This is a genomic window from Acidocella sp. C78 (assembly GCF_907164655.1).
In genome coordinates this window covers 33,391-51,889 of record NZ_CAJQZK010000116.1, presented here as the reverse complement: position 1 = coordinate 51,889, position 18,499 = coordinate 33,391, and the positions used below count along the sequence as shown (strand labels likewise).

General features: G+C 60.7%; 20 protein-coding genes and 1 pseudogene. 3 read left to right on the top strand and 18 right to left on the bottom strand.

Features of this window, described 5'->3' with window-relative positions; all coding sequences use genetic code 11:
- The first annotated feature begins 2 nt into the window (after nt 1–2).
- The gene (locus ACIDOCELLA78_RS92020) at nt 3–1,118 is read left to right on the top strand and encodes a hypothetical protein (protein ID WP_201729178.1); all 1,116 of its coding nucleotides are present in this window, start codon (nt 3–5) and stop codon (nt 1,116–1,118) included.
- Between the two features lie 12 nt (nt 1,119–1,130).
- On the opposite strand, the gene ACIDOCELLA78_RS92015 is transcribed toward ACIDOCELLA78_RS92020, so the two are convergent.
- The 3 genes from ACIDOCELLA78_RS92015 to istA form a co-directional block, all read right to left on the bottom strand.
- The gene (locus ACIDOCELLA78_RS92015; RefSeq protein ID WP_201727504.1) at nt 1,131–1,958 is read right to left on the bottom strand and encodes an IS5 family transposase; all 828 of its coding nucleotides are present in this window, start codon (nt 1,956–1,958) and stop codon (nt 1,131–1,133) included.
- Between the two features lie 372 nt (nt 1,959–2,330).
- The gene (gene istB, locus ACIDOCELLA78_RS92010; RefSeq protein ID WP_201727488.1) at nt 2,331–3,077 is read right to left on the bottom strand and encodes an IS21-like element helper ATPase IstB; all 747 of its coding nucleotides are present in this window, start codon (nt 3,075–3,077) and stop codon (nt 2,331–2,333) included.
- Between the two features lie 17 nt (nt 3,078–3,094).
- Entirely contained in the window at nt 3,095–4,621 is a 1,527-nt protein-coding gene (gene istA, locus ACIDOCELLA78_RS92005; RefSeq protein ID WP_201727680.1) for an IS21 family transposase, read from the bottom strand.
- Nucleotides 4,622–4,857: 236 nt separating this feature from the next.
- On the opposite strand from istA, the pseudogene ACIDOCELLA78_RS92000 reads away from it, so the two are divergent.
- A pseudogene (locus tag ACIDOCELLA78_RS92000) lies at nt 4,858–5,841 on the top strand (Hint domain-containing protein); the annotation flags it as partial.
- Here the strand turns inward: ACIDOCELLA78_RS92000 and ACIDOCELLA78_RS91995 are convergent.
- From ACIDOCELLA78_RS91995 to rfaD, 5 genes are read right to left on the bottom strand one after another with little or no spacing between them, the layout of a single operon-like run.
- Nucleotides 5,753–6,688 (bottom strand): hypothetical protein, encoded by a 936-nt coding sequence (locus ACIDOCELLA78_RS91995; protein WP_201729177.1) that lies wholly within the window; start codon nt 6,686–6,688, stop codon nt 5,753–5,755. The pseudogene ACIDOCELLA78_RS92000 and the gene ACIDOCELLA78_RS91995 overlap by 89 nt on opposite strands.
- Entirely contained in the window at nt 6,685–7,428 is a 744-nt protein-coding gene (gene pgeF, locus ACIDOCELLA78_RS91990) for a peptidoglycan editing factor PgeF (protein WP_201729176.1), read from the bottom strand. The genes ACIDOCELLA78_RS91995 and pgeF overlap by 4 nt, the downstream gene beginning before the upstream one ends.
- On the bottom strand, nt 7,425–8,399 hold the full coding sequence (locus tag ACIDOCELLA78_RS91985; RefSeq protein ID WP_201729175.1) for a class I SAM-dependent methyltransferase: 975 nt from the start codon (nt 8,397–8,399) through the stop codon (nt 7,425–7,427). Before ACIDOCELLA78_RS91985 ends, pgeF begins: the two co-directional genes overlap by 4 nt.
- Nucleotides 8,396–9,226, bottom strand: a complete 831-nt coding sequence (gene lgt / locus ACIDOCELLA78_RS91980) for a prolipoprotein diacylglyceryl transferase (protein ID WP_201729174.1) — start codon at nt 9,224–9,226, stop codon at nt 8,396–8,398. Before lgt ends, ACIDOCELLA78_RS91985 begins: the two co-directional genes overlap by 4 nt.
- The gene (rfaD, locus tag ACIDOCELLA78_RS91975; RefSeq protein ID WP_201729194.1) at nt 9,223–10,203 is read right to left on the bottom strand and encodes an ADP-glyceromanno-heptose 6-epimerase; all 981 of its coding nucleotides are present in this window, start codon (nt 10,201–10,203) and stop codon (nt 9,223–9,225) included. Before rfaD ends, lgt begins: the two co-directional genes overlap by 4 nt.
- 58 nt (nt 10,204–10,261) lie before the next feature.
- Here rfaD and ACIDOCELLA78_RS91970 point away from each other — a divergent pair, with 58 nt between their 5' ends.
- A complete protein-coding gene (locus ACIDOCELLA78_RS91970) occupies nt 10,262–10,603 on the top strand; it encodes an accessory factor UbiK family protein (RefSeq protein WP_201729173.1) in 342 nt (113 codons plus the stop codon).
- Here the strand turns inward: ACIDOCELLA78_RS91970 and ACIDOCELLA78_RS91965 are convergent.
- The 10 genes from ACIDOCELLA78_RS91965 to ACIDOCELLA78_RS91920 all read right to left on the bottom strand — a co-directional run bounded on the left by ACIDOCELLA78_RS91965 (nt 10,579) and on the right by ACIDOCELLA78_RS91920 (nt 18,421).
- Nucleotides 10,579–11,172 (bottom strand): Maf family nucleotide pyrophosphatase, encoded by a 594-nt coding sequence (locus ACIDOCELLA78_RS91965; protein WP_201729172.1) that lies wholly within the window; start codon nt 11,170–11,172, stop codon nt 10,579–10,581. The two genes, ACIDOCELLA78_RS91970 and ACIDOCELLA78_RS91965, sit on opposite strands and share 25 nt — an antisense overlap.
- Nucleotides 11,173–12,180 (bottom strand): zinc-binding alcohol dehydrogenase family protein, encoded by a 1,008-nt coding sequence (locus ACIDOCELLA78_RS91960; protein ID WP_201729171.1) that lies wholly within the window; start codon nt 12,178–12,180, stop codon nt 11,173–11,175.
- Between the two features lie 38 nt (nt 12,181–12,218).
- A complete protein-coding gene (locus ACIDOCELLA78_RS91955) occupies nt 12,219–12,944 on the bottom strand; it encodes a M48 family metallopeptidase (RefSeq protein ID WP_201729170.1) in 726 nt (241 codons plus the stop codon).
- 9 nt (nt 12,945–12,953) lie between these two features.
- On the bottom strand, nt 12,954–13,430 hold the full coding sequence (locus ACIDOCELLA78_RS91950; RefSeq protein ID WP_201729169.1) for a YcgN family cysteine cluster protein: 477 nt from the start codon (nt 13,428–13,430) through the stop codon (nt 12,954–12,956).
- A 200-nt stretch (nt 13,431–13,630) separates the two neighbouring features.
- Nucleotides 13,631–14,359 (bottom strand): lipid-binding SYLF domain-containing protein, encoded by a 729-nt coding sequence (locus tag ACIDOCELLA78_RS91945; RefSeq protein WP_201729168.1) that lies wholly within the window; start codon nt 14,357–14,359, stop codon nt 13,631–13,633.
- A gap of 57 nt (nt 14,360–14,416) precedes the next feature.
- Nucleotides 14,417–15,031, bottom strand: a complete 615-nt coding sequence (locus tag ACIDOCELLA78_RS91940; RefSeq protein WP_201729167.1) for a histidine phosphatase family protein — start codon at nt 15,029–15,031, stop codon at nt 14,417–14,419.
- A 37-nt stretch (nt 15,032–15,068) separates the two neighbouring features.
- Entirely contained in the window at nt 15,069–15,866 is a 798-nt protein-coding gene (locus ACIDOCELLA78_RS91935; protein WP_249676231.1) for an ABC transporter permease, read from the bottom strand.
- Nucleotides 15,866–16,603: an ABC transporter ATP-binding protein gene (locus ACIDOCELLA78_RS91930; protein ID WP_201729165.1), complete on the bottom strand. Its 738-nt coding sequence runs from the start codon at nt 16,601–16,603 to the stop codon at nt 15,866–15,868. The genes ACIDOCELLA78_RS91935 and ACIDOCELLA78_RS91930 overlap by 1 nt, the downstream gene beginning before the upstream one ends.
- A gap of 22 nt (nt 16,604–16,625) precedes the next feature.
- A complete protein-coding gene (gene metW, locus ACIDOCELLA78_RS91925) occupies nt 16,626–17,279 on the bottom strand; it encodes a methionine biosynthesis protein MetW (RefSeq protein ID WP_201729164.1) in 654 nt (217 codons plus the stop codon).
- Nucleotides 17,276–18,421, bottom strand: coding sequence for a homoserine O-acetyltransferase (locus tag ACIDOCELLA78_RS91920; protein ID WP_201729163.1), 1,146 nt, complete (start codon nt 18,419–18,421; stop codon nt 17,276–17,278). The genes metW and ACIDOCELLA78_RS91920 overlap by 4 nt, the downstream gene beginning before the upstream one ends.
- Nucleotides 18,422–18,499 lie beyond the last annotated feature (78 nt).

The window sequence follows — 18,499 nt, the reverse complement described above, 5'->3', positions numbered from 1 at the left end:
CGATGTCTGACACGATTAGCGGAAGCCAGGCCACAGAGATCTTGCTCTCGCCGACCCAGTATACCGATCCGGTAACGGTAACGGGAAATTTTGCTGTTGCATCGGGAAACGCGCTTGTTGCGTCTGCCGTGTGGACGATTGACGTCACGGGCAGTCTACAGGCGCCGACCGGTCAAGGTATCTCTCTTGAAGACGGCGGTCAGATCATTAATTCAGGACTGATATCGGGCGCTCTTGGGGCAATAGAATGCACAACCGGGCATGCTTTTGACATCCAGAATAATAACCTCGCAACAATAACCAGTTCAAGCTCGATCGCCGTCAATTTGAGTGGCGATGTGATAGGCGCTTCGCTTCTGAATGCTGGTACGATCGTTGCTGGAAACGGTGGAACGGCACTGCAGATTGGGGCGGCCAGTGCAATAAATCTGGCCGGAGCCGTGATAGAAGGGGGCGCTGTTGGTGTCGAACTCAATACTTTCTCCGAACTGACGAATCTGGGGACGATTGACGGCGGGACTGGCATTCTGGTGCAGACTAGACGGAGCTATGTCGATATCGTCCAGGGGGGCATGGTCAGTGCCAGTTCGGGGGCGGCAATATCTTTTGCGGCAGGTAATGTAGCGGCGCCGAATGATACATTGACAATTCTGCCTGGCGCTAGTTTCGATGGCCTTGTCTATGGCGGATATGCGGCCGATCTTGTGTTCGGTGGTACCGTTGCAGGTATATTTTCCAATCCTTCAACAGAATTTACACAATTCAATACTATCTCAATTGCTGCGGGTGCGGATTGGCAATTTTTGGGTAATTCGACTATTACATCACCATTTGTGAATGATGGAAATATAAATATATATTCTGGAGAAAATTTATATTTTAATACTATTGTTTCAGGTTCTGGGATTATTGATCTGTCTGGTGGAAGTGTTACCTTCGCAAACAGCGTATCCTCTGGAACAATAATAGATTTTACAGGTTCAGATTCAAATATTGTTTTAAATCGTGCGCACCCGTTTTCTGGTACTATTTCAGGGTTTTCTGCTGGCGACACAATCGATATAGCGGGCTACGGACAGTCCCAGCAGGTCAGCGACTCTCTAAGAGCCCGAATCTGAATGGTAGTGCGACTATCGGTGACGGGCGATTTTTCGTGTGAGCAGGCGGATATGGGCGAGGAAGAGCCATGCGGTGGCGCTGGTAACGGTGGCCTCGAAATCCCTTGCGAGACGTCGGCATCTGCCGAGCCAGGCGAAGGTTCTTTCTACCACCCAGCGCCGCGGCAGGAGTTCAAACCCGCTCGCGGCGTCGGAGCGCTTTACGATCTGTATGGTCCATTTGCCGATTTTGGCGAGGCGTCCATTGAGTTTAGGACCGGCATAACCGCCGTCAGCGAATATGTGCCGCAACCAGGGATACAGGGATTTGACGGATTTGAGCACGTCGGGCGCCCCGTCGCGGTCCTGAATACCGGCATGATGAACGACGGCACCGACGAGGTGGCCGATTGTATCTGTGATGATGTGGCGCTTGCGGCCCTTGATCTTCTTTCCGGCATCGAACCCGCGCGGCCCGCCGGCTTCGGTGGTCTTGACCGACTGACTGTCGATCACACCGGCTGTGGGTGAAGCCTCGCGTCCGGCCATTTCCCGCGCCTGCATGACTAGGACGTGATTGATGCGATCGAACGTGCCGTCACGACAGAAGCGGTAGAAATACCCCTGCACGGTGGTGAACGGAGCGAATTCCTTCGGGATCTGGCGCCACTGACAGCCGGTTGCCAGCATGTAGAAGATGGCCTCCACAATCCTTCGAAGCGCCACCCTTCGGGGTCGGCCTCGATGCTGCGGAGCGGGCATGAACGGCTCGATCATGGCCCATTCAGCGTCGGTGAGGTCGCTTGCGTAGCGCAATCCGGCCCGGCAATATCGTCGCCGAGCGATTTCAGTCCAGGTCATCGTGTCTCCGTCCGTCTTCGCAAACGAACTGAATCACAACTTACTGAAATCGCTCAACTATCTTTTTCGGTCCGGCTCTAACGGGAAACGTTCTGACCTTAAACGACGGTCAAACGCCATTCCAGATTACATTTTCCACTTCGCCTGGTTCACTGGTGGTCGAGGCTGTCAGCGGCACAAATCCTAAAACAGTAGAGGTCGTTGTCCCGTGCTTCCGGCACGGCACTGCGGATTCCGGAGAATTCGCCCATGGATTCCGATTTTAATTCGCCCACGATTCCGACGTTTATTCGCCCGGGGATTCCGAGATTTATTCGCCCGGGTAGCGGTCTCTGTGGCTGTTGATTTCGTTGCTCTCCTGTTCTCGTTGGGTCAAGCGGTTTTTGGGGTTTGCTTGCGGATCTTGCGCAGGCTTTCGCCGGTGAGTTCGATGCGGTGGGCATTGTGGAGCAGACGGTCGAGAATGGCGTCGGCGTAGGTCGGATCGCCGATCAGCTCATGCCAATGCGCCGGGGGGATCTGGCTGGTGATGATGGTGGCGCGGCGGCCGTAGCGATCCTCGACGATCTCGAGCAGGTCGTGACGGGCGCCGGCGTCGAGTGGAGCAAGGCCGAAGTCGTCGAGGATCAGTAGATTGACGGCACCGAGGGTGCGGATCATCCGGCCGTGACGCCCTTCGGCGCGGGCGACCGCGAGTTCTGCGAAGAGTTTGGGGGCGCGCTGATAGAGCACGGTCCTGTCATCGCGACATGCCTTGTGACCGAGGGCACAGGCCAGCCACGATTTTCCGACCCCTGTCGGCCCGCTCAGGACGAGATTGTCGTGCGCGTCGATCCACTCACCCTGGATCAGCTTCTGGAACAGAGCCCGATCGAGGCCGCGGGCACTCCGGTAATCGACATCCTCGATTGCAGCGTCATGGCGCAGCCTGGCATGGCGCAGCCTTGTGCTCAACCGCTTGTCACGTCGGACGGTGATCTCGCGGTCGAGCAGAAGACCGAGCCATTCGGCGTGACTGAGGCTGGGGGTTTCGGGATTGGCGTGCAGCTCGGTGAACGCGCGGGCCATGCCTGCAAGACCGAGCTGGTGGATCTGATCGAGGGTCGGATGGTTCAGCATGAGGCTTCTCCTTGTCATCAGTGGAAATATCCGCCGCCCCGGATGTTGGGGTGGCGGATCGGGGTGGGATCGGGACTGGCGGTGCCGGCGGCTCGCTCCAGCCGGTTATCGAGGATGGATTTGACCGAGCCGTAGGTCAGGGTGCCGATGGTGAGCGCGCGCTCGGCCGCGGCATCGAGCCGGTCGGCGCCAACACTGCGGGCCAGGCGAAGGATGCCGATGCAGGCGCGGAACCCCTGCTCCGGATGAGGCCGGCGTTCGAGGATCAGGGTGCAGAGTGTCGCGACCGAGGGACCAAGCCGTGCGGCTTCCTGATGGATCCGTGCGATGGTCCAGTCGCCATAACGCCGGTGGCTCGAGGGCATGTGCTCGGCGATCGTCGTGTGTTTGCCGTTACCCGGCCTGCGTGCGTGCACGGCGATCCGTTCGCCACGGAGAAAGATCTCGACCGTGCGCACGGTGAACCGGGCCTCGACCTCGGCGCGGGCGTGCCGGTAGGGGACGGAGTAAAAATGCTTCTCGATCTCGACGTGATAATCGATGCCGACCCGCCGGCGCCGCCATTGCGCCAGCACATAGGGTTCGGCCGGCAGTTCCTTCAGCGCGGGACGATCGAGTGTTTCCAGCAGATGCCGTCTTGTCGCCCCCAGGCGACGGACGACCCGCTCCTCGTTCAGCCAGCGGCAGAATTCAGCGATCGCGGCATTCAGTTCGGCGAGGCCGTAAAATGCCCGGTTGCGCAGCTTGCCCAGCAGCCACCGCTCCGCCAGCAAAACCGCCACCTCGACCTTCGCCTTGTCACGCGGCCGCCGCGGCCGCGCCGGGAGAATGGCCGTGCCGTAATGGCGCGCCATATCGGTGTAGGTCCGGTTGACCTGTGGATCGTAGAGGCAGGCGCGGATGATCGCGACCCTGGCGTTGTCGGGCACCAGCAGCGCCGGCACGCCGCCAATTGCTGCCAGAGTGCGATTATGCGCCTCGATCCAGTCCGGCAGGGTCTGGGTCCAGGTCGCCTCAGCATAGGTGAAGCTCGATGCGCCGAGAACGGCGACGAAGATCTGGGCCGCACGCGTCTCGCCGGTGAGCCGGTCGATCACCACCGGCACCGTGTCGCCGGCATAATCGACGAACAGCTTCTCGCCCGATGCGTGGGTCTGGCGCATCGTCACCGGTAGCCGGGCTTCCCAGCTCCGGTAGAGCTCGCAGAACCGGCTGTAGCGATACCCATCCGGGTGCTCGGCAATATACTCGTCCCACAGGATCGACAGCGTCACGTGCTTGCGCTGCAACTCGCGGCGGATACGCCCCCAGTCCGGCTCATCCACACGTCGATGCCCCGGCCGCTTGCCCACCGCGCCGTCGAACAAGCGCCTTTCCAATGCCGCTTCGGACAGCGCCAGAGCCCCTGGCCCATCGAGCCCGGCCGCCTCCAGTCGCCGCAGCGTCAAGCGCACCGTCGATGCCGCAACCCCGACCCGGATCCCCACCTGGCGGGTCGAAAGCCCCGCCATCCTCAATCTGACAATCTCGCGCACATCGCGCATCGCAATCCGCTCCACTGGCATTCATCCGCTCCCTCGATCAGCCAAAGGGAGGGAACCTGAACCAGCCAGCAGAGACCTCAAGCCAACCCGGCCAACCCCGCCCGCCTGGGCGAATAAAAGTCGGAACAGGTGGGCGAATTAATCTCGGAATAGGTGGGCGAATAATTCCCGGAATCCCGGGCGAGTTAATCTCGGAATCCCGGGCGAATTGAGCCCGGAATCAGCACGGCACCCGGCTTCTGACGCCGGATGGCTTGCGGCTGGTGGAAACGCTGTCCGAGGGGGATCATGTCATCACCCGGAATGGCGACAGCCGCAAGATTGTCTGGCACGGCCAGCGACGAGTGGATTGTCGTCGGCACCGATCGCCGGAGTTGGTTCTGCCCGTGCTGATCGAGAAGGATGCCTTTGGTTCAGGTCAACCATGCCGGGATCTTTACCTCTCGCCGGATCATGCGATTTGGATTGAGGGATATCTCATTGAAATCAAAAAATTGATTAATGGACTCTCGATACGACAGGTATCCGTGCCGAGTGTAACATATCACCATATCGAACTCGAGACCCATGATGTGGTTTTGGCGGAAATGCTACCGACCGAAACCTACCTTGATTGTGGAAATCGAAACCAGTTTTTTGATTGTGACAGTCACGTCATGCTCTTTGCCGGCTTCGACCACCTCGCCCGCGATCCGGAACGGGTTTGCGCGCCCATCCTCGATCAAGGCCCCCATCTCGCGCGCATCAGGACCGTTGTGCAATATCGGCTCGTCGCGCGCGGTTTTCGGCAGATACCTGGAAATTTTGGGGTCTGCGTGAACGGCAAGGCTCTCGTACCAATGGGCGATACAGCGGCAATCAGCGTGTATCGGCTGCCGCATGGAACTCATAGGGTCGAGTTGCGGTCATCAACATCACGCCCGGCTGAACTGAATCCCGCCTCGGAGGACTGGCGCAAACTCGGGATTGCCATCGGCAACGTCATGCTGGACTCAGCGGTGGTCGATATGTCCGCTGAATGCTTCGAATCCGGGTTTTACGAACCTGAAAATATTGGGTCCGACTGCTTCAGATGGACAGACGGGGGTGCTCTGCTGGATGTTCGCGGCGCGACAGAACTGACCTTCAATGTCAGGGCCGTTGCGCCGCTATGGGATCTTTCCGAAGTTTATTGCCAGTCTTCGCCGCAACGTCATGCCGCAACGTCGCGTTCCGGATAACCTGTCTGAGTCCCAGAGCTGCCTGCTGGGCTGCTGCGGCAGCAACATCACCCCAATACGGAACCATTTCGCTGCTTTTCAGGTCATGTAACTGAGATACTTTGCCGACGAAGGTGCCACGCTGGTCTTTGACCGTCCAATCGAGCTCAACCAGATTATTTTCGGCATTATGAACCGATTTATGGATATGGCTTATCTTCACGTTACCGCTGACCAGAAAATCAGCGTCCGATTTATCTTCAACCAGGACGATGCCCTGTCTTGGCAGATCTCGTGAGAGGTCAAGTTTCAGGGCGTGGTCGCCATCGCCAGGAGCACCGGTAACGCCGAGGAGCAGCACCTGGGGAGGACGATTTTCAAGAGAGGCCGGATTGCTCTGTTGCACAGCGGCATTGATCGCGGCGAGTTGCCTGGCGAGGCGTGGGGCGGCCGACGCGGCGGTATGGGCGATGGTTTCCGGATTGCCCTCTGCCCACTGGGCGGCATTCACGGGCTGGCCTGCCAGATGGCCGTATGTTTTGTGATTGGGGCCGATGATTCTGAAGTCTGGAGTTGTCAGCCCCGCGGAAGTGGTCGCTGTCGCCAGAAGTTCCCAATCGTAGCTTTGCGGGATGCGGACCATGGCCGGAACATTCTGGTCATCCAGCGCGCGGGCCAGATCGTGAGCGTAGGCCTTCGACGCGCTGCCTCCGAGCAATGCGGCAGGGGAAGGGGTGATGACCAGAACCGGGGGCGGCGGCACGGCGAGGTGCGCGCCCTCAATCCCCGGCTTGCCGAGCAGGGGCTGGGGCAAGGTTCCGCATCCAGCCAGCAAGAGTGTGAAGGCCACCCAGACCAGGCGTTTCATGCACGCCTCATGATGATCGATATCTGATGCCCGCCGGGGCCTTCACTGCGGAGGGTCCGGCGACGATGGGAGAAATAGCCCGTCTCATCGGCCAGCGTGTCATGCGGCAGGATCGTTGTCTGGATACCGATTGCCGCAAGACGCGCGGCGCAGTAGCCGGGGAGATCGAAGTGCCAATGCCCAGGTCTGCCATTCGAAAAAAAGCGTGCATCTTCGGCTGCGCGGGCCAGCACGGCCTGCCGCATGTCTGCCCCCACCTCGTAACTCTCTTTGTGAATGCACGGGCCGATTGCTGCGCTTATTCCCTCGGCGCCGATCCGGCGCATCAGCTCCGTGGTCTGTTCAAGAATACCAGCAACCGCGCCGCGCCATCCAGCATGGGCGGCGCCCACGATTTTGCCATCGTGCGAGCTGAACAGAACCGGCGCGCAATCTGCGGTAATGATGCCGAGGCCGATCGCCGGCTGGTCGGTGACCATCGCATCCGCTTCAATCATCGCGGCTCCGGGCACAGGATTCAGGATAACCCGCGCGCCATGCACCTGTTTCAGCCCGACAAGCTGGTTGGGTATTCCCCCGATGGCGCGCATGGCGCGGGAACGGTTCTCGGCAACGTTCAGGGGATCGTCCTTGCCATATTGCCCGCAATTCAGGCTTCCATACGCTCCCTCGGAGACGCCACCCCGTCTTGAGAAAAAGCCATGGGGGGAGGCGAGCCCCGCAGTGGTGAAAGGTATCATGACAAAAATCCCGGAAGTCGTTCAAATCCTCGTGGAGCCAGGGCCATTACACGGAAAAGGCTACCCATTGCTTCCGGTGCGGTGAGCCGCTGTGTGGCCGCAAGCAGCCGTATTGCGTCGTCGGGTTGAGCGTGACGCCCGAGCTGGGCGGTGCGTTCATGAATGCCCATCGTCGCGAGAAAGGCGCCCTGAGGCTGGGGGCCCTGGATATCGACGCCCGCTTGATGACCTATCAAGGCCATACGAGCAAAATCGACATGTGCTGTAAGATCGCTGCGGCCAGGATTCGCGAGCGGATCCGCAGGTCTACCATTTTCAATCGCCTGAAGGGTTGCGCCGGCGCCGCCGCTATCATGGCCATAATCGATCAGCAGCGCCGCGCCGCCGCGAGTTGCGATACGTTTGCCAAGGTCGCGCACAAACGCTTCTCCGCCCTCATTGCGCTCGATGATCGCGCCGTCTGGCGCGCCGGGTAGAGCGACATCGGTGGGCACCTCGATAAAATTTCCATCCGCCACATAACGTTCATGCCAGCTTGCTCCGCGCCTGATGAATTGGCGTATCGGCAGCGCATCGAGGAATTCGTTCGCGACAAGCAGGATTGGCCGATCGGGGATCGTCGACAGATCCGCGTGTATTTCAGCCTGCGGGAGTTTTTGCCGTAACAGGGGGATCAATCGCGGCGACGTCTCGATCAGGTGTATTTCCGCGGCTTGGATGAAATCCGGCATGGCGCGGCCGGCGGCGCGCAGCGCGTCCGTCATCAGGTGCCCATTCCCTGGTCCGGCTTCAACCAGAGAAAAGACGCCTGGGCGACCGAGCTTTTCCCAAGCGATAGCCGACCAGAGGCCGATCAGTTCGCCAAAAACCTGGCTGACTTCCGGCGCTGTGGTAAAATCCTTGAACGGATCACATTTTGCGTAGTAGGCGGCGTTGGCCCGCGCCATGAAAGCGTCCAGCCGCGCGATCATGCCCCGGCTGAAGCCACCTGCGGGCGAGTAACATATTTCGCCCGCCAGATCATGGTCGCACCGATCACGATCATCGGGATGGAGAGCAACTGGCCCATGGTCAGCCCGAACATCAAATATCCAAGGAACCAGTCTGGCTGGCGGAAGCCTTCGGCAACCGTTCGTGCGATGCCGTAGCCCATCACGAACATGCCGCCGAGATATCCAGGCTGGTTGCGGATACGCTCGTTGCGGGAGGCGAAGAACAGCACAAGGAACAGGACCAGCCCTTCGAGCGTGGCTTCGATCAACTCGGAAGGATACCGAGGAACGTCCGACCCCGACTCCGGATAAATCATGCGAAATGGAAACCATGACGGGGCAGGGCGGCCCCAGAGCTCGCCATTCACGAAATTCGCAATCCGGCCGAGGAAGAGCCCGATGGGCACCGGCACGGCTACCCGGTCGCCAAACTGCCACGGATCGAGGCCGTTCCGCTTGCAGTAGATCAGGATCGCAACCGCGACACCCAGCATTCCGCCGTGAAAGCTCATGCCGCCATCCCACACGGCGTAGGTGCGGTTGAGGTGGTCAAGAAAATAAATGGGCTGATAGAACAGGATGTAGCCCAGCCGCCCCCCCAGAACCACCCCGAGCGTTGCCCAGGACAGGAAGTCGTCGACCTGTTCATGGGTTGCGGCGACGGGCGCTTCCCTGACCAGCCGGCGCATCAGCCTCCAGCCAAGCACCAAAGCCGTGATGTAGGCCAAAGCATAATAGTGCACGGCGAACGGACCGAACCGTACCAGGATCGGATCGAAATGCGGCCAGATATAAACATTTTTCATCGGTACGGGTCCGGCCGGCCGAGAAAGCGCTTTATGTAGGTTTCAATGCCCTGTTCGAGCGTGGTGAACGTCGTGTCGAACCCTGCGGCGCGGAGGCGGTCCATCCGCGCTTCGGTGAACGATTGATACTGGCCGACCAGATTTTGAGGCATTGGCACAAATTCTATCCGCTCCGCAACGCCGCAGGCGGCGCACACGGCGCGCGCCAGATCGGCGTAGCTCCGCGCTTTTCCAGTGCCCAGATTGAACAGACCGCTGACCTCCGGGTGAGCAAGCAGGAACATGATCGCCGCGACAACATCATCGACCCAGATGAAGTCGCGGGCTTGTTCGCCATCGGCGATCTCGTCTCTGTCGGACCGGAACAGGCGCGCAGGTCCGCCTACGGCGACTTCGTCATACTTGACCTTGATCACCGAGATCATGCGGCCCTTGTGGTACTCGTTCGGGCCGTAAACATTGAAGAATTTCAATCCCGCCCATTGGGGGGGGCGAGGCCGGCCGGCCGCACATTGGCCCGCAACCCATAGATCGAATGCATGCTTTGACCACCCGTACAGGTTGAGCGGGCGCAACCTGCGGAGCGCATCGATGTCGTTATCATCATCAAAACCGAACGCGCCATCGCCATAGGTCGATGCCGAGGATGCATAGATGAACGGCCGTTCTTTCGCGGCACACCAACGCCAGAGCATCTGGCTGAGCATGACGTTCGAGCGCCAGACGAGGTCACCGTCCGATGCCGTTGTCTCACTGATCGCCCCCAGATGGACAATGGCGTCTATTGGCGGATCGCTGGCGAGAAAATGTTCCAGATCGTCCGGATCAACAATCGCCGAGGGAGGGTGCGCCCTGAGGTTGCGCCATTTTCCATTTGCACGCAGCCGATCGACAATGACGGTTTCCCGACCGCTTCCGTACAATTCGGCATGGAGATTGGAGCCGATGAACCCTGCCCCGCCCGTGACCAGTATCATGGACGTGGTTATAGTGGGGATACGATGATCCGTCATCACCACTTGCAGGAGAAAAGGCATGACCGAGAGACCGCGATTTTTTGATGATCTGGCGGGCCTCGCTGGCGGCGCCCTGTCTGCTGCCAGCGGCTTGCGCGACGAAATTTCCGCAATGGTCCGCACCCGGGTGGATGAGGCAATCCGGCGTCTCGATCTGGTCAGGCGTGACGAATTCGATGCGGTGATGGAGCTTGCTGCTCGGGCGAGAGCCGATGCGGATACCCTCGCAGCTCGGATCTCCCGCCTCGAAGACATTGTTCATCGTTCGCAAGAAGCCCAGCTCTCCGTTCCAGCGCCGGCTGAAAATGTGGACGCCGAACAGGCGCCCACGCCCGATCAGGAAGGCAGCACTCCGAACTGACGCAAGAAACTGAGCAGGTGGAGGAGCGGGAGGCCGAGTATGGCGAAGAAATCGCCATCGATCCGCTCGAACAGTTGAATGCCCGGCCCCTCCAGCCTGTAAGCACCAACCGAGTATAATATCCGATCGCCTTCCGACCGGATATGAGCGGCGATGAATGCGTCGGATAAGGGGCGCATTTTCAGTCTGGGAGCCTCCGAATGCGCCCAGATACATGCGCCCCCCGCCGCGCAGACGATGGCGGTTTCCAACTGGTGCACGCGGCCTGAAAGCTTCCGCAAGTGTTCGGCTGCAGCTGATGCGTCGGCTGGTTTGTCAAACCAGCGACCCTCGCAATCCAATATCTGATCGGCCCCGATCACCAGCTGATCGGGGTGTCGGGCCGATACGGCCAGCGCCTTTTCCCGCGCCAGCGCCATGGCCGCCGCGGCGGCCGACTGGCCGGCGTCCCGGAAGGACTGCTTGATCGGCGCCTCGTCGATATCAGACGCAACCGCAGTTGCCATCACGCCGGCGGATCGCAGCATCGATTGCCGCGTGGCCGATGTGCTGGCGAGAATGACCTCCACTCAAAATCCCTCGAGAACGATCTTGCCGCGCGTGGTTCCGCTTTCCATGGCCGCATGCGCGCGTCGCAGGTTGGCTGCCGTGATCGGCCCGTAATTCTCGGTCATCGTGGTACGAAGAACCTCCTGATCGATCAGGCGGCTTACCGACTGGAGGATATGATGCTGCTCGATCATCTGCGCTGTCTGGTGAAGCGAGCGGGCAAACATGTATTCGGTATGCACCGAGGCCGATTTGTTGAATATCTCGTGCATGTCGAGCGGCCCCGTCGACTCGATGAGGCCGATCCGCCCTTCGGGAGCCAGCACATGGCACAGTTCGCGCCAGTGCTTTTCGACATGATTTGTGCAGAAAATGTAACTCGGCGCACTGACTTCGACCATCTCGAGCTGGGCAGCCAGGGGATGATGGTGGTCGATGACGTGATGAGCGCCGAGCGAGGCGCACCAGTTGATCGTTTCCGGTCGCGATGCCGTTGCGACCACGACGAGACCGGTAAGCTGGCGCGCCAGCTGGATCGCCATCGAGCCGACGCCGCCGGCGCCGCCAACGATCAGCAATGTATCGTGATGGACCCGATCTCTCGGGATGGAGAAACGGTCGAAAAGCATTTCCCACGCGGTCAGAGTGGTCAGTGGCAGAGCTGCCGCCTCGGCAAAGCTCAGAGACCGGGGTTTGCGGGCAACAAGGCGCTCATCAACCGCCTGGAACTGCGCGTTCGACCCCTGACGATCGACGGAACCAGCATAAAACACCTCGTCACCAATGCCGAACCGGGTCACGCCGGGGCCTACGGCCCGCACGATGCCGGCGGCGTCAAAGCCGAGGATGCGCGGCTCGCCGAGTGGTTCGTTGCGGCGTCTGATTTTCGTATCGACCGGATTCACCGATACGGCGCGGATCTCGACCAGGACATCATGGGCGCGCAGCACGGGATCGGGCGCCTCGATATCGATCAGCGCGTCATCCGCGGTGATCGGCAGAGAATGCGTAAAGGCGACTGCTTTCATGGATTGGCCTTGTTCATAGGGTTTGAGATGTGTGGCGGTCAGGAAATCCGCAGGAGTCCGGGGCCTTCGCGACGCAGCCAGCCTGCCGCCTCTGCGCGGTGTGGTGTCAGGGTCTCGACCAGCGTCCAGAAATCCGGTCCATGGTTCATATGACGCAAATGAGCTGTTTCGTGTGCGACAACATAGTGCTGAACGAAGCGTGGAGCCATGATCAGACGCCAGGAGAACATCATCGTTCCATCGGCGGTGCAACTACCCCACCGGGTCCTGGTATCCTTGATCCGGACCTCACCGGGGCGGGCATGGAACTGTGCCGCCATTCTCCGCGCCATTGCCGAGAATTCGCGAAAGGCCAGATCGCGCAACATGTCGCGCACGCGTCGGGCGAGGAAATCCGGGTGGCCGGAAACCCGTATCACCGGGGTCTCGATCACGGCCCCGCCGCGGGCTCGTACATCGTGCACGATCCTGTGCGGTTGACCGAAAACCGGGATTTCATTTCCGTCCGCGATCACGAGTGCGGGCGGCAGGGAGGCCAGTCGTTCTGCAACCCATGATTCGTGTCCCCGCAGCAGAGCCAGCCCGGCCTGCCGCGATCCGCGCGGCGGCAACGTGATGACGATCCGGCCTGCTTGCGGATCGATACGCAATGCAACCCGCCTCGCCCGTTCGTTTTTCCGCCAGATGATCGTGGTCTGCATGCCGGCGACGACGACGGGCTCAGCCTCTTCTACCGGAGTGATGCTGAACGGCACGAGGGGCATCAGGAAATCCTATTTGTCGTGATGACCGGCTCGCGGCCAGAGAACCGGCCACTCAACGATATGATCCTCCAGATTTTCAACGGATCTTTCTGTTCGCACCCGTCCGGCCACCGATGCGCCGGCCCGACATGTGCTTTCCGGATCGCCCGTGCGCAGTGGATGCCAATCCGGGAGATCGCGCCCCTCGGCAACGAGGCGGTAAGCGCAAGAGGGCGGCAGCCAGTCGATCGTCTCAACGAGCTCGGGCGTCAACGCTGTGCAGTCGGGAACCTTTCGCAGGCGATTTTTATAGTCGAGACACCGTCCCGTCCTCAGGTCAAGCTGATGACAAGAAACATCCGTGAAGGCGAGTTCATTCGTTTCCTCGTCTCTCAACTTGTGCAGGCAACACCGGCCGCAACCATCGCAGAGGGATTCCCATTCCGATTGGGTCATCTCTCCAAGGCGTTTCCGACGCCAGAACGGTTCAACACCGGATTGCGACATGGGTGCAGTCTAGCCCGGACGCGGAAGCCAGAAAAGGATCGGAACGCCAACATTGGTGCCTGGTGCGACAATCAAACGGCATGCGGCGGTGGCCAGCCCTAAAAATTCGCGGGGTTGCGTGCCAAGATCCGCCATGCGTCCCCAAGATCATCCGTTGTGATGTCATCCCCGCGCAGGAATAATCCTTTTGGATAAGGGCTTTAGCCACCGTATCTGGAGAGCATTGCCCGCAGCGGATTGGCGCCGGCATTGTTGACCGCCATGTTGACCACGATCTGGCGCGGGGCGATGGCCTGTCCGTAATATTGCTGGTCGAGTGCCTCATCATTCGAGAAAACAGAGCCTGACAGAGAAATGCCACCGTAAAGCCCGCGCGCCTTGGCAAATGTGACGATATCGGCGCCAAGTGCCGTTCCGGTCGAGCCACCGATCCCTGCGCCGATCGTGGCCACCGAAACGCCGGCATCGGCACCAACCTTGAACTGGCTGCTAAGGAACGCGTTCAGCGCGGTGTCGTTCATCAGCATCATGATGACCTCGGCATCCTGCGCGCCGATCTGAAGACCGAAGCTGCCGCTCCCCATCGTGTAGAAAGCCGGATCAGACCATGAACCACCGGCCGCGCGTGAAACCAGCACGCAGCTTCCGCCTTCCCCGCCAATGAAGAAGCCTGCCTTGAAGATACGCGGACAGACCACCACCGCCTTGGCATTTCGGAGCATCTGGGTGGCCTGCCCGGCCGAAGCGGTCCCCGATCCGAGCATGGTCTCGACCGTGAGGGTTGACCGGTCGACGAGTTCCTGAGCGGCGTTCGGCGAGCCGGCACCCGAAGCGCAGGACGCAAGGGGAACCGTGATCGACAGTGCCGTAACCCCGGCATAGAGCGCCTTTCGCACCTGGCGCCATGCCGTCGTCTTGCGTTCCGTCATTGCTCGTCTCCGCTCTGGACATCTGTTGTCCGGATGTGGCCCGGATCGGGCTGGCGTTCAAATGGAAATTTGTTCATTGACCGTTACGACCCTCCACGCGCTTCCGTGGCGCTCGAGCCGCGTGACCGACAAATTCTCGATGGCGAGGCTCAGGGCCTGGTGCGCCGTAAGGTCCAGTGCATGGGCGATTGCCGCGCGGATGGCGCCACCATGAGACACCGCGACGACATGCTGTCCTTCATGATCGGCGCGCAACCGCTCGAGACCGGCGCCCACCCTTTGGCGTAGCTGGGCGAAACTCTCCCCCTCGGGCGGCTGTTCGTCGCCCCCCACGGGCCAGAACGGGTGCTGCGTGCCTCGTTCAGCGAATTTGTCCATCCGCATGCCTTGCCATGTTCCGAAATCCTGCTCGATGAGGGAGGCTTCCACGCGAGGGGTCACTGGCCCATACCCCGCGCTCATGATTGCTTCCGCAGTCAGGCTCGTGCGCGACAGCGGCGTGACGACCCATTGCGCCGGGCGGGGCAGGACCTGGGCGAGTGCCGCGTAGCGCGGCGCATCCCGCACGCGGCGCAACTCGCAGATCGGGACATCCATCTGGCCATAGAGCAATGCGAGCGCCGCGGGCGTGACGGTCGCATGCCGGATCAGCCAGAACGTCGTCGGGGTCATGTCGGTTTCCGTGGGTTGCGTGAGGGGGGACGAAGAATCATTCGCCGATCGTGACCAGAGCGCCGCTACGGCGGGCCGCCCTGAACTGCAGCGCGAATATCAACCCGGCGCAGCACATCCAGAACAGGTTGAGGCCGGCGGCAATCGCAAGCTGGCCGATATCCGTTTCGTGCCGATAAAGCGCGGTGCGCATGCCGGCGAAGATATGCGCAGCCGGAAGGGCTTCAGCAACCGGCCGGAGCCACGGCGGCAGAACCGAGACCGGGTAAAACACGCAGGCGACCGGGGTGAGTCCGAATGCCAGGGTCCAGGCGAGCGCCTCGGCCGATGCCCCGTAGCGGAACAGGAGGGAAATCACGCCGAGCGCCAGCCACCACCCCATCAGGAAGAGATTGATGATAAACAGGATGAGGACAGGTCCGAACGCGAAGATATTGAATTCGTAAAGAAAAAAGGCGATACCGGCGGCGGGCGTCAGCCCCGCGACCGTGCGCAGGACCGACACGCCGAGAAGTGCCATGATCATTTCGTGCGGCCGTAGCGGGCTGACGAAGACATGGCCGAGATTGCGCGACCAGATTTCCTCCAGAAACGAAATCGTCACCCCCATCTGGGCGCGCAAGGCGACTTCCCAGAGCAGGACGCCGCCGATCAGCGCACTGGCGGTGCGAATCGTCACGTCGGCATGACCCTTCATGACGAATGCAGCCGTAAATCCCCAGATCAGCAATTCCAGGGTCGGCCAGTAGGCAAGTTCGAGAACCCGCGGCCAGGACCGCCGATAGAGGCAGAAATGCCGATAGATCAGCCCCCATATGCGGCGAAGCGGAGCCATCACGATGCAAGCGGCTCCGGATTGCGCGCGATGGCCAGAAACACCTGTTCCAGATCGTCGCGGCCATAGCGCGCGATCAGATCTGTCGGCGGACCACGGTCGACGATTCGTCCTCCCTTCATCATCAGCACCTGCGAGCAGAGTCGCTCGACTTCGGCCATGTTGTGCGATGCAAGCAGAATGGCCGCGCCGGTTTCGTCGCGATATCGCTCGAGAACGCCGCGAACGTAATCCGCTGTATCCGGATCGAGACTGGCTGTCGGCTCGTCGAGCAGCAGCAGTGACGGGCGGTTGATCAGGGCCTTGGCCAGCGCGACCCGGGTTTTTTGTCCCGCAGAAAGCGCTCCCGCCTTGCGCGGGAGGAGCGCCTCGAGGTCGAAATCCCGCGCCAGTTCGCGAATTCTGTTCTCAAGCCGCGGCACATTATAGAGATGGCCGTAGACGCGGAGATTTTCTCCGACGGTCAGCCGCATGGGCAGCGCGACATAGGGTGAGGAATAGTTCATCCGGGCGAGTGCCGCGAACCTGTCCCGCGCCATGTCGTGTCCGAGTATTTCGATCGAGCCTGCGTCCGGCGCCAGAATACCAAGCAGCATCGAAATCGTGGTTGTCTTGCCGGCGCCGTTGCCTCCCAGCAGGCCGCAAGTCGTCCCGGCCGGGAGGCTGAAGCTGACGCTGTCGACGGCGCGAACAGTGCCGAAGCACTTGGTCAGGGTCTTGACGATCACTGCATCCATGAGCGGGGGCGCGATACCGGTTTCAGATTTCCACGGTGGGTTCGCGCTTCAGCACGAACAACCCCTGTTCTCCGAAAAGATTGGCCAGGAGTGGAAAGCGCCGCCAGGGAGCGCGTCGACCCGCCTCGTCGGCCGCAAGCCATTGCTCGACCTGATAGTGGTCCTTCGCGCAGAGATCGAAGAAATCCCGGATTGTGCAAGGGTGGATGTTTGGGGTTTCGTACCACATCCGGTTCCACGTCGTGGTCATCGGCATGCGGCCTGTCGAGAATAGCTGCCAGCGCAGGCTCCAGTGGCCAAAATTCGGAAAGCTGACGATGGCTCTGCTGCCGACGCGCAGCATCTGGCGCAGCACTTCGCGTGGCTGTTCGACGGCCTGGAGCGTGCGCGACAGCACGACATAATCGAACGCGTCGTCGGGGTAATGGATCAGGTCGGTATCCGCATCCCCCTGCATCACGGGCAGGCCATGGGCAACGGCGCGGGTGACCTCGGCCATATCGATCTCGATGCCGCGGGCATCGCACCGCCGGGTCCGGGCGAGAAGGTCGATCAATGCGCCGTCGCCGCAGCCGATATCCAGCACGCGCGAGCCCGGGGGGATCATCCCGGCGATCAGCTCAAGATCGACACGCAGATTCTTCGCGACGAACCGCACCGGTGTTGCCTGGTTCATTGCACCCCCGCGGCCTCGGCTGCGCCGGCGATGAAGCCAGCCACAGTGCGATGGAAATCAGGCTCATCGAGCAGGAAGGCATCGTGCCCCTTGTCGCTCAGGATTTCGACAAAGCTGACATTTGCGGCAACCTGGTTGAGCGCACGCGCCATCGTCCGGCTTTCGGCGGTCGGAAACAACCAGTCGGAACTGAACGAGACCAGCAGGAAACGCGATTTCGTATGGCGAAACGCCGCGGCCAGCGACCCGCCATGGTCAGCAGCGAGATCGAAATAGTCCATGGCCCGGGTGATCACGATGTAGGAATTCGCATCGAACCGGCGCACAAAACTGGATCCCTGATGCTCCAGGTAGCTCTCGACAGCGAAACGCTCTCCGAATAGCGGCGAGGCGAGGGGGGTCTGGCGCTGCAGGCGCCGGCCGAACTTTCGAGTCAGCGCTGCTTCGGAGAGATAGGTGATGTGCGCCGTCATGCGGGCGACAGCGAGCCCGCGCGCCGGGATCACGCCGTGCGCGCGGTAGTGGCCATCATGAAAGTCTGGATCGGTATAGATCGCCTGCCGGCCAACCTCATGGAAGGCGATGTTCTGCGCGGAGTGGTACGGCGCAGTCGCGATCGGAACGGCAGCGAAGACCTGGTCGGGATACAACGACGCCCAGGCCAGGACCTGCATGCCGCCCATCGAGCCGCCGACAACGGCGAAAAGTCGTTCGATTCCCAGCCAGTCGATCAGCTTTTTCTGGGCTCTCACCATGTCCTGAACGGTGATCGCGGGAAAGTCGACCGACCAGGCGTCGTCACTTGCATGGCTCTTGGGGCTGCGGGGGCCTGTCGAGCCCATGCATCCACCCAGAACATTCGCACAGACCACGAAAAAACGCTGTGTGTCGATCGGCTTGCCCGGCCCCACCAGGGCATTCCACCAGCCTGGTTTGCCGGTGAGCGGGTGCTGTTCAGCCACATACTGGTCACCGGTCAGGGCATGGCAGATCAGAACCGCGTTGTCTTTTTGTGCACTGAGTGTGCCATATGTTCTGTATGCGACTTCCAGCCGCTGGAGCGTCACGCCGCAATCCAGAGCTAGGCCATCGGGAAACGATACCTTCTGATGGGGAATATCGGGAAAGGGTGAGTGGTCCATGGCTCGCAGGATATGCGCTCAACCCAAGCATGCGGCAAGGATGGGGCTTGCCGTGTGGCGAGCCTCCTGTATCAGATA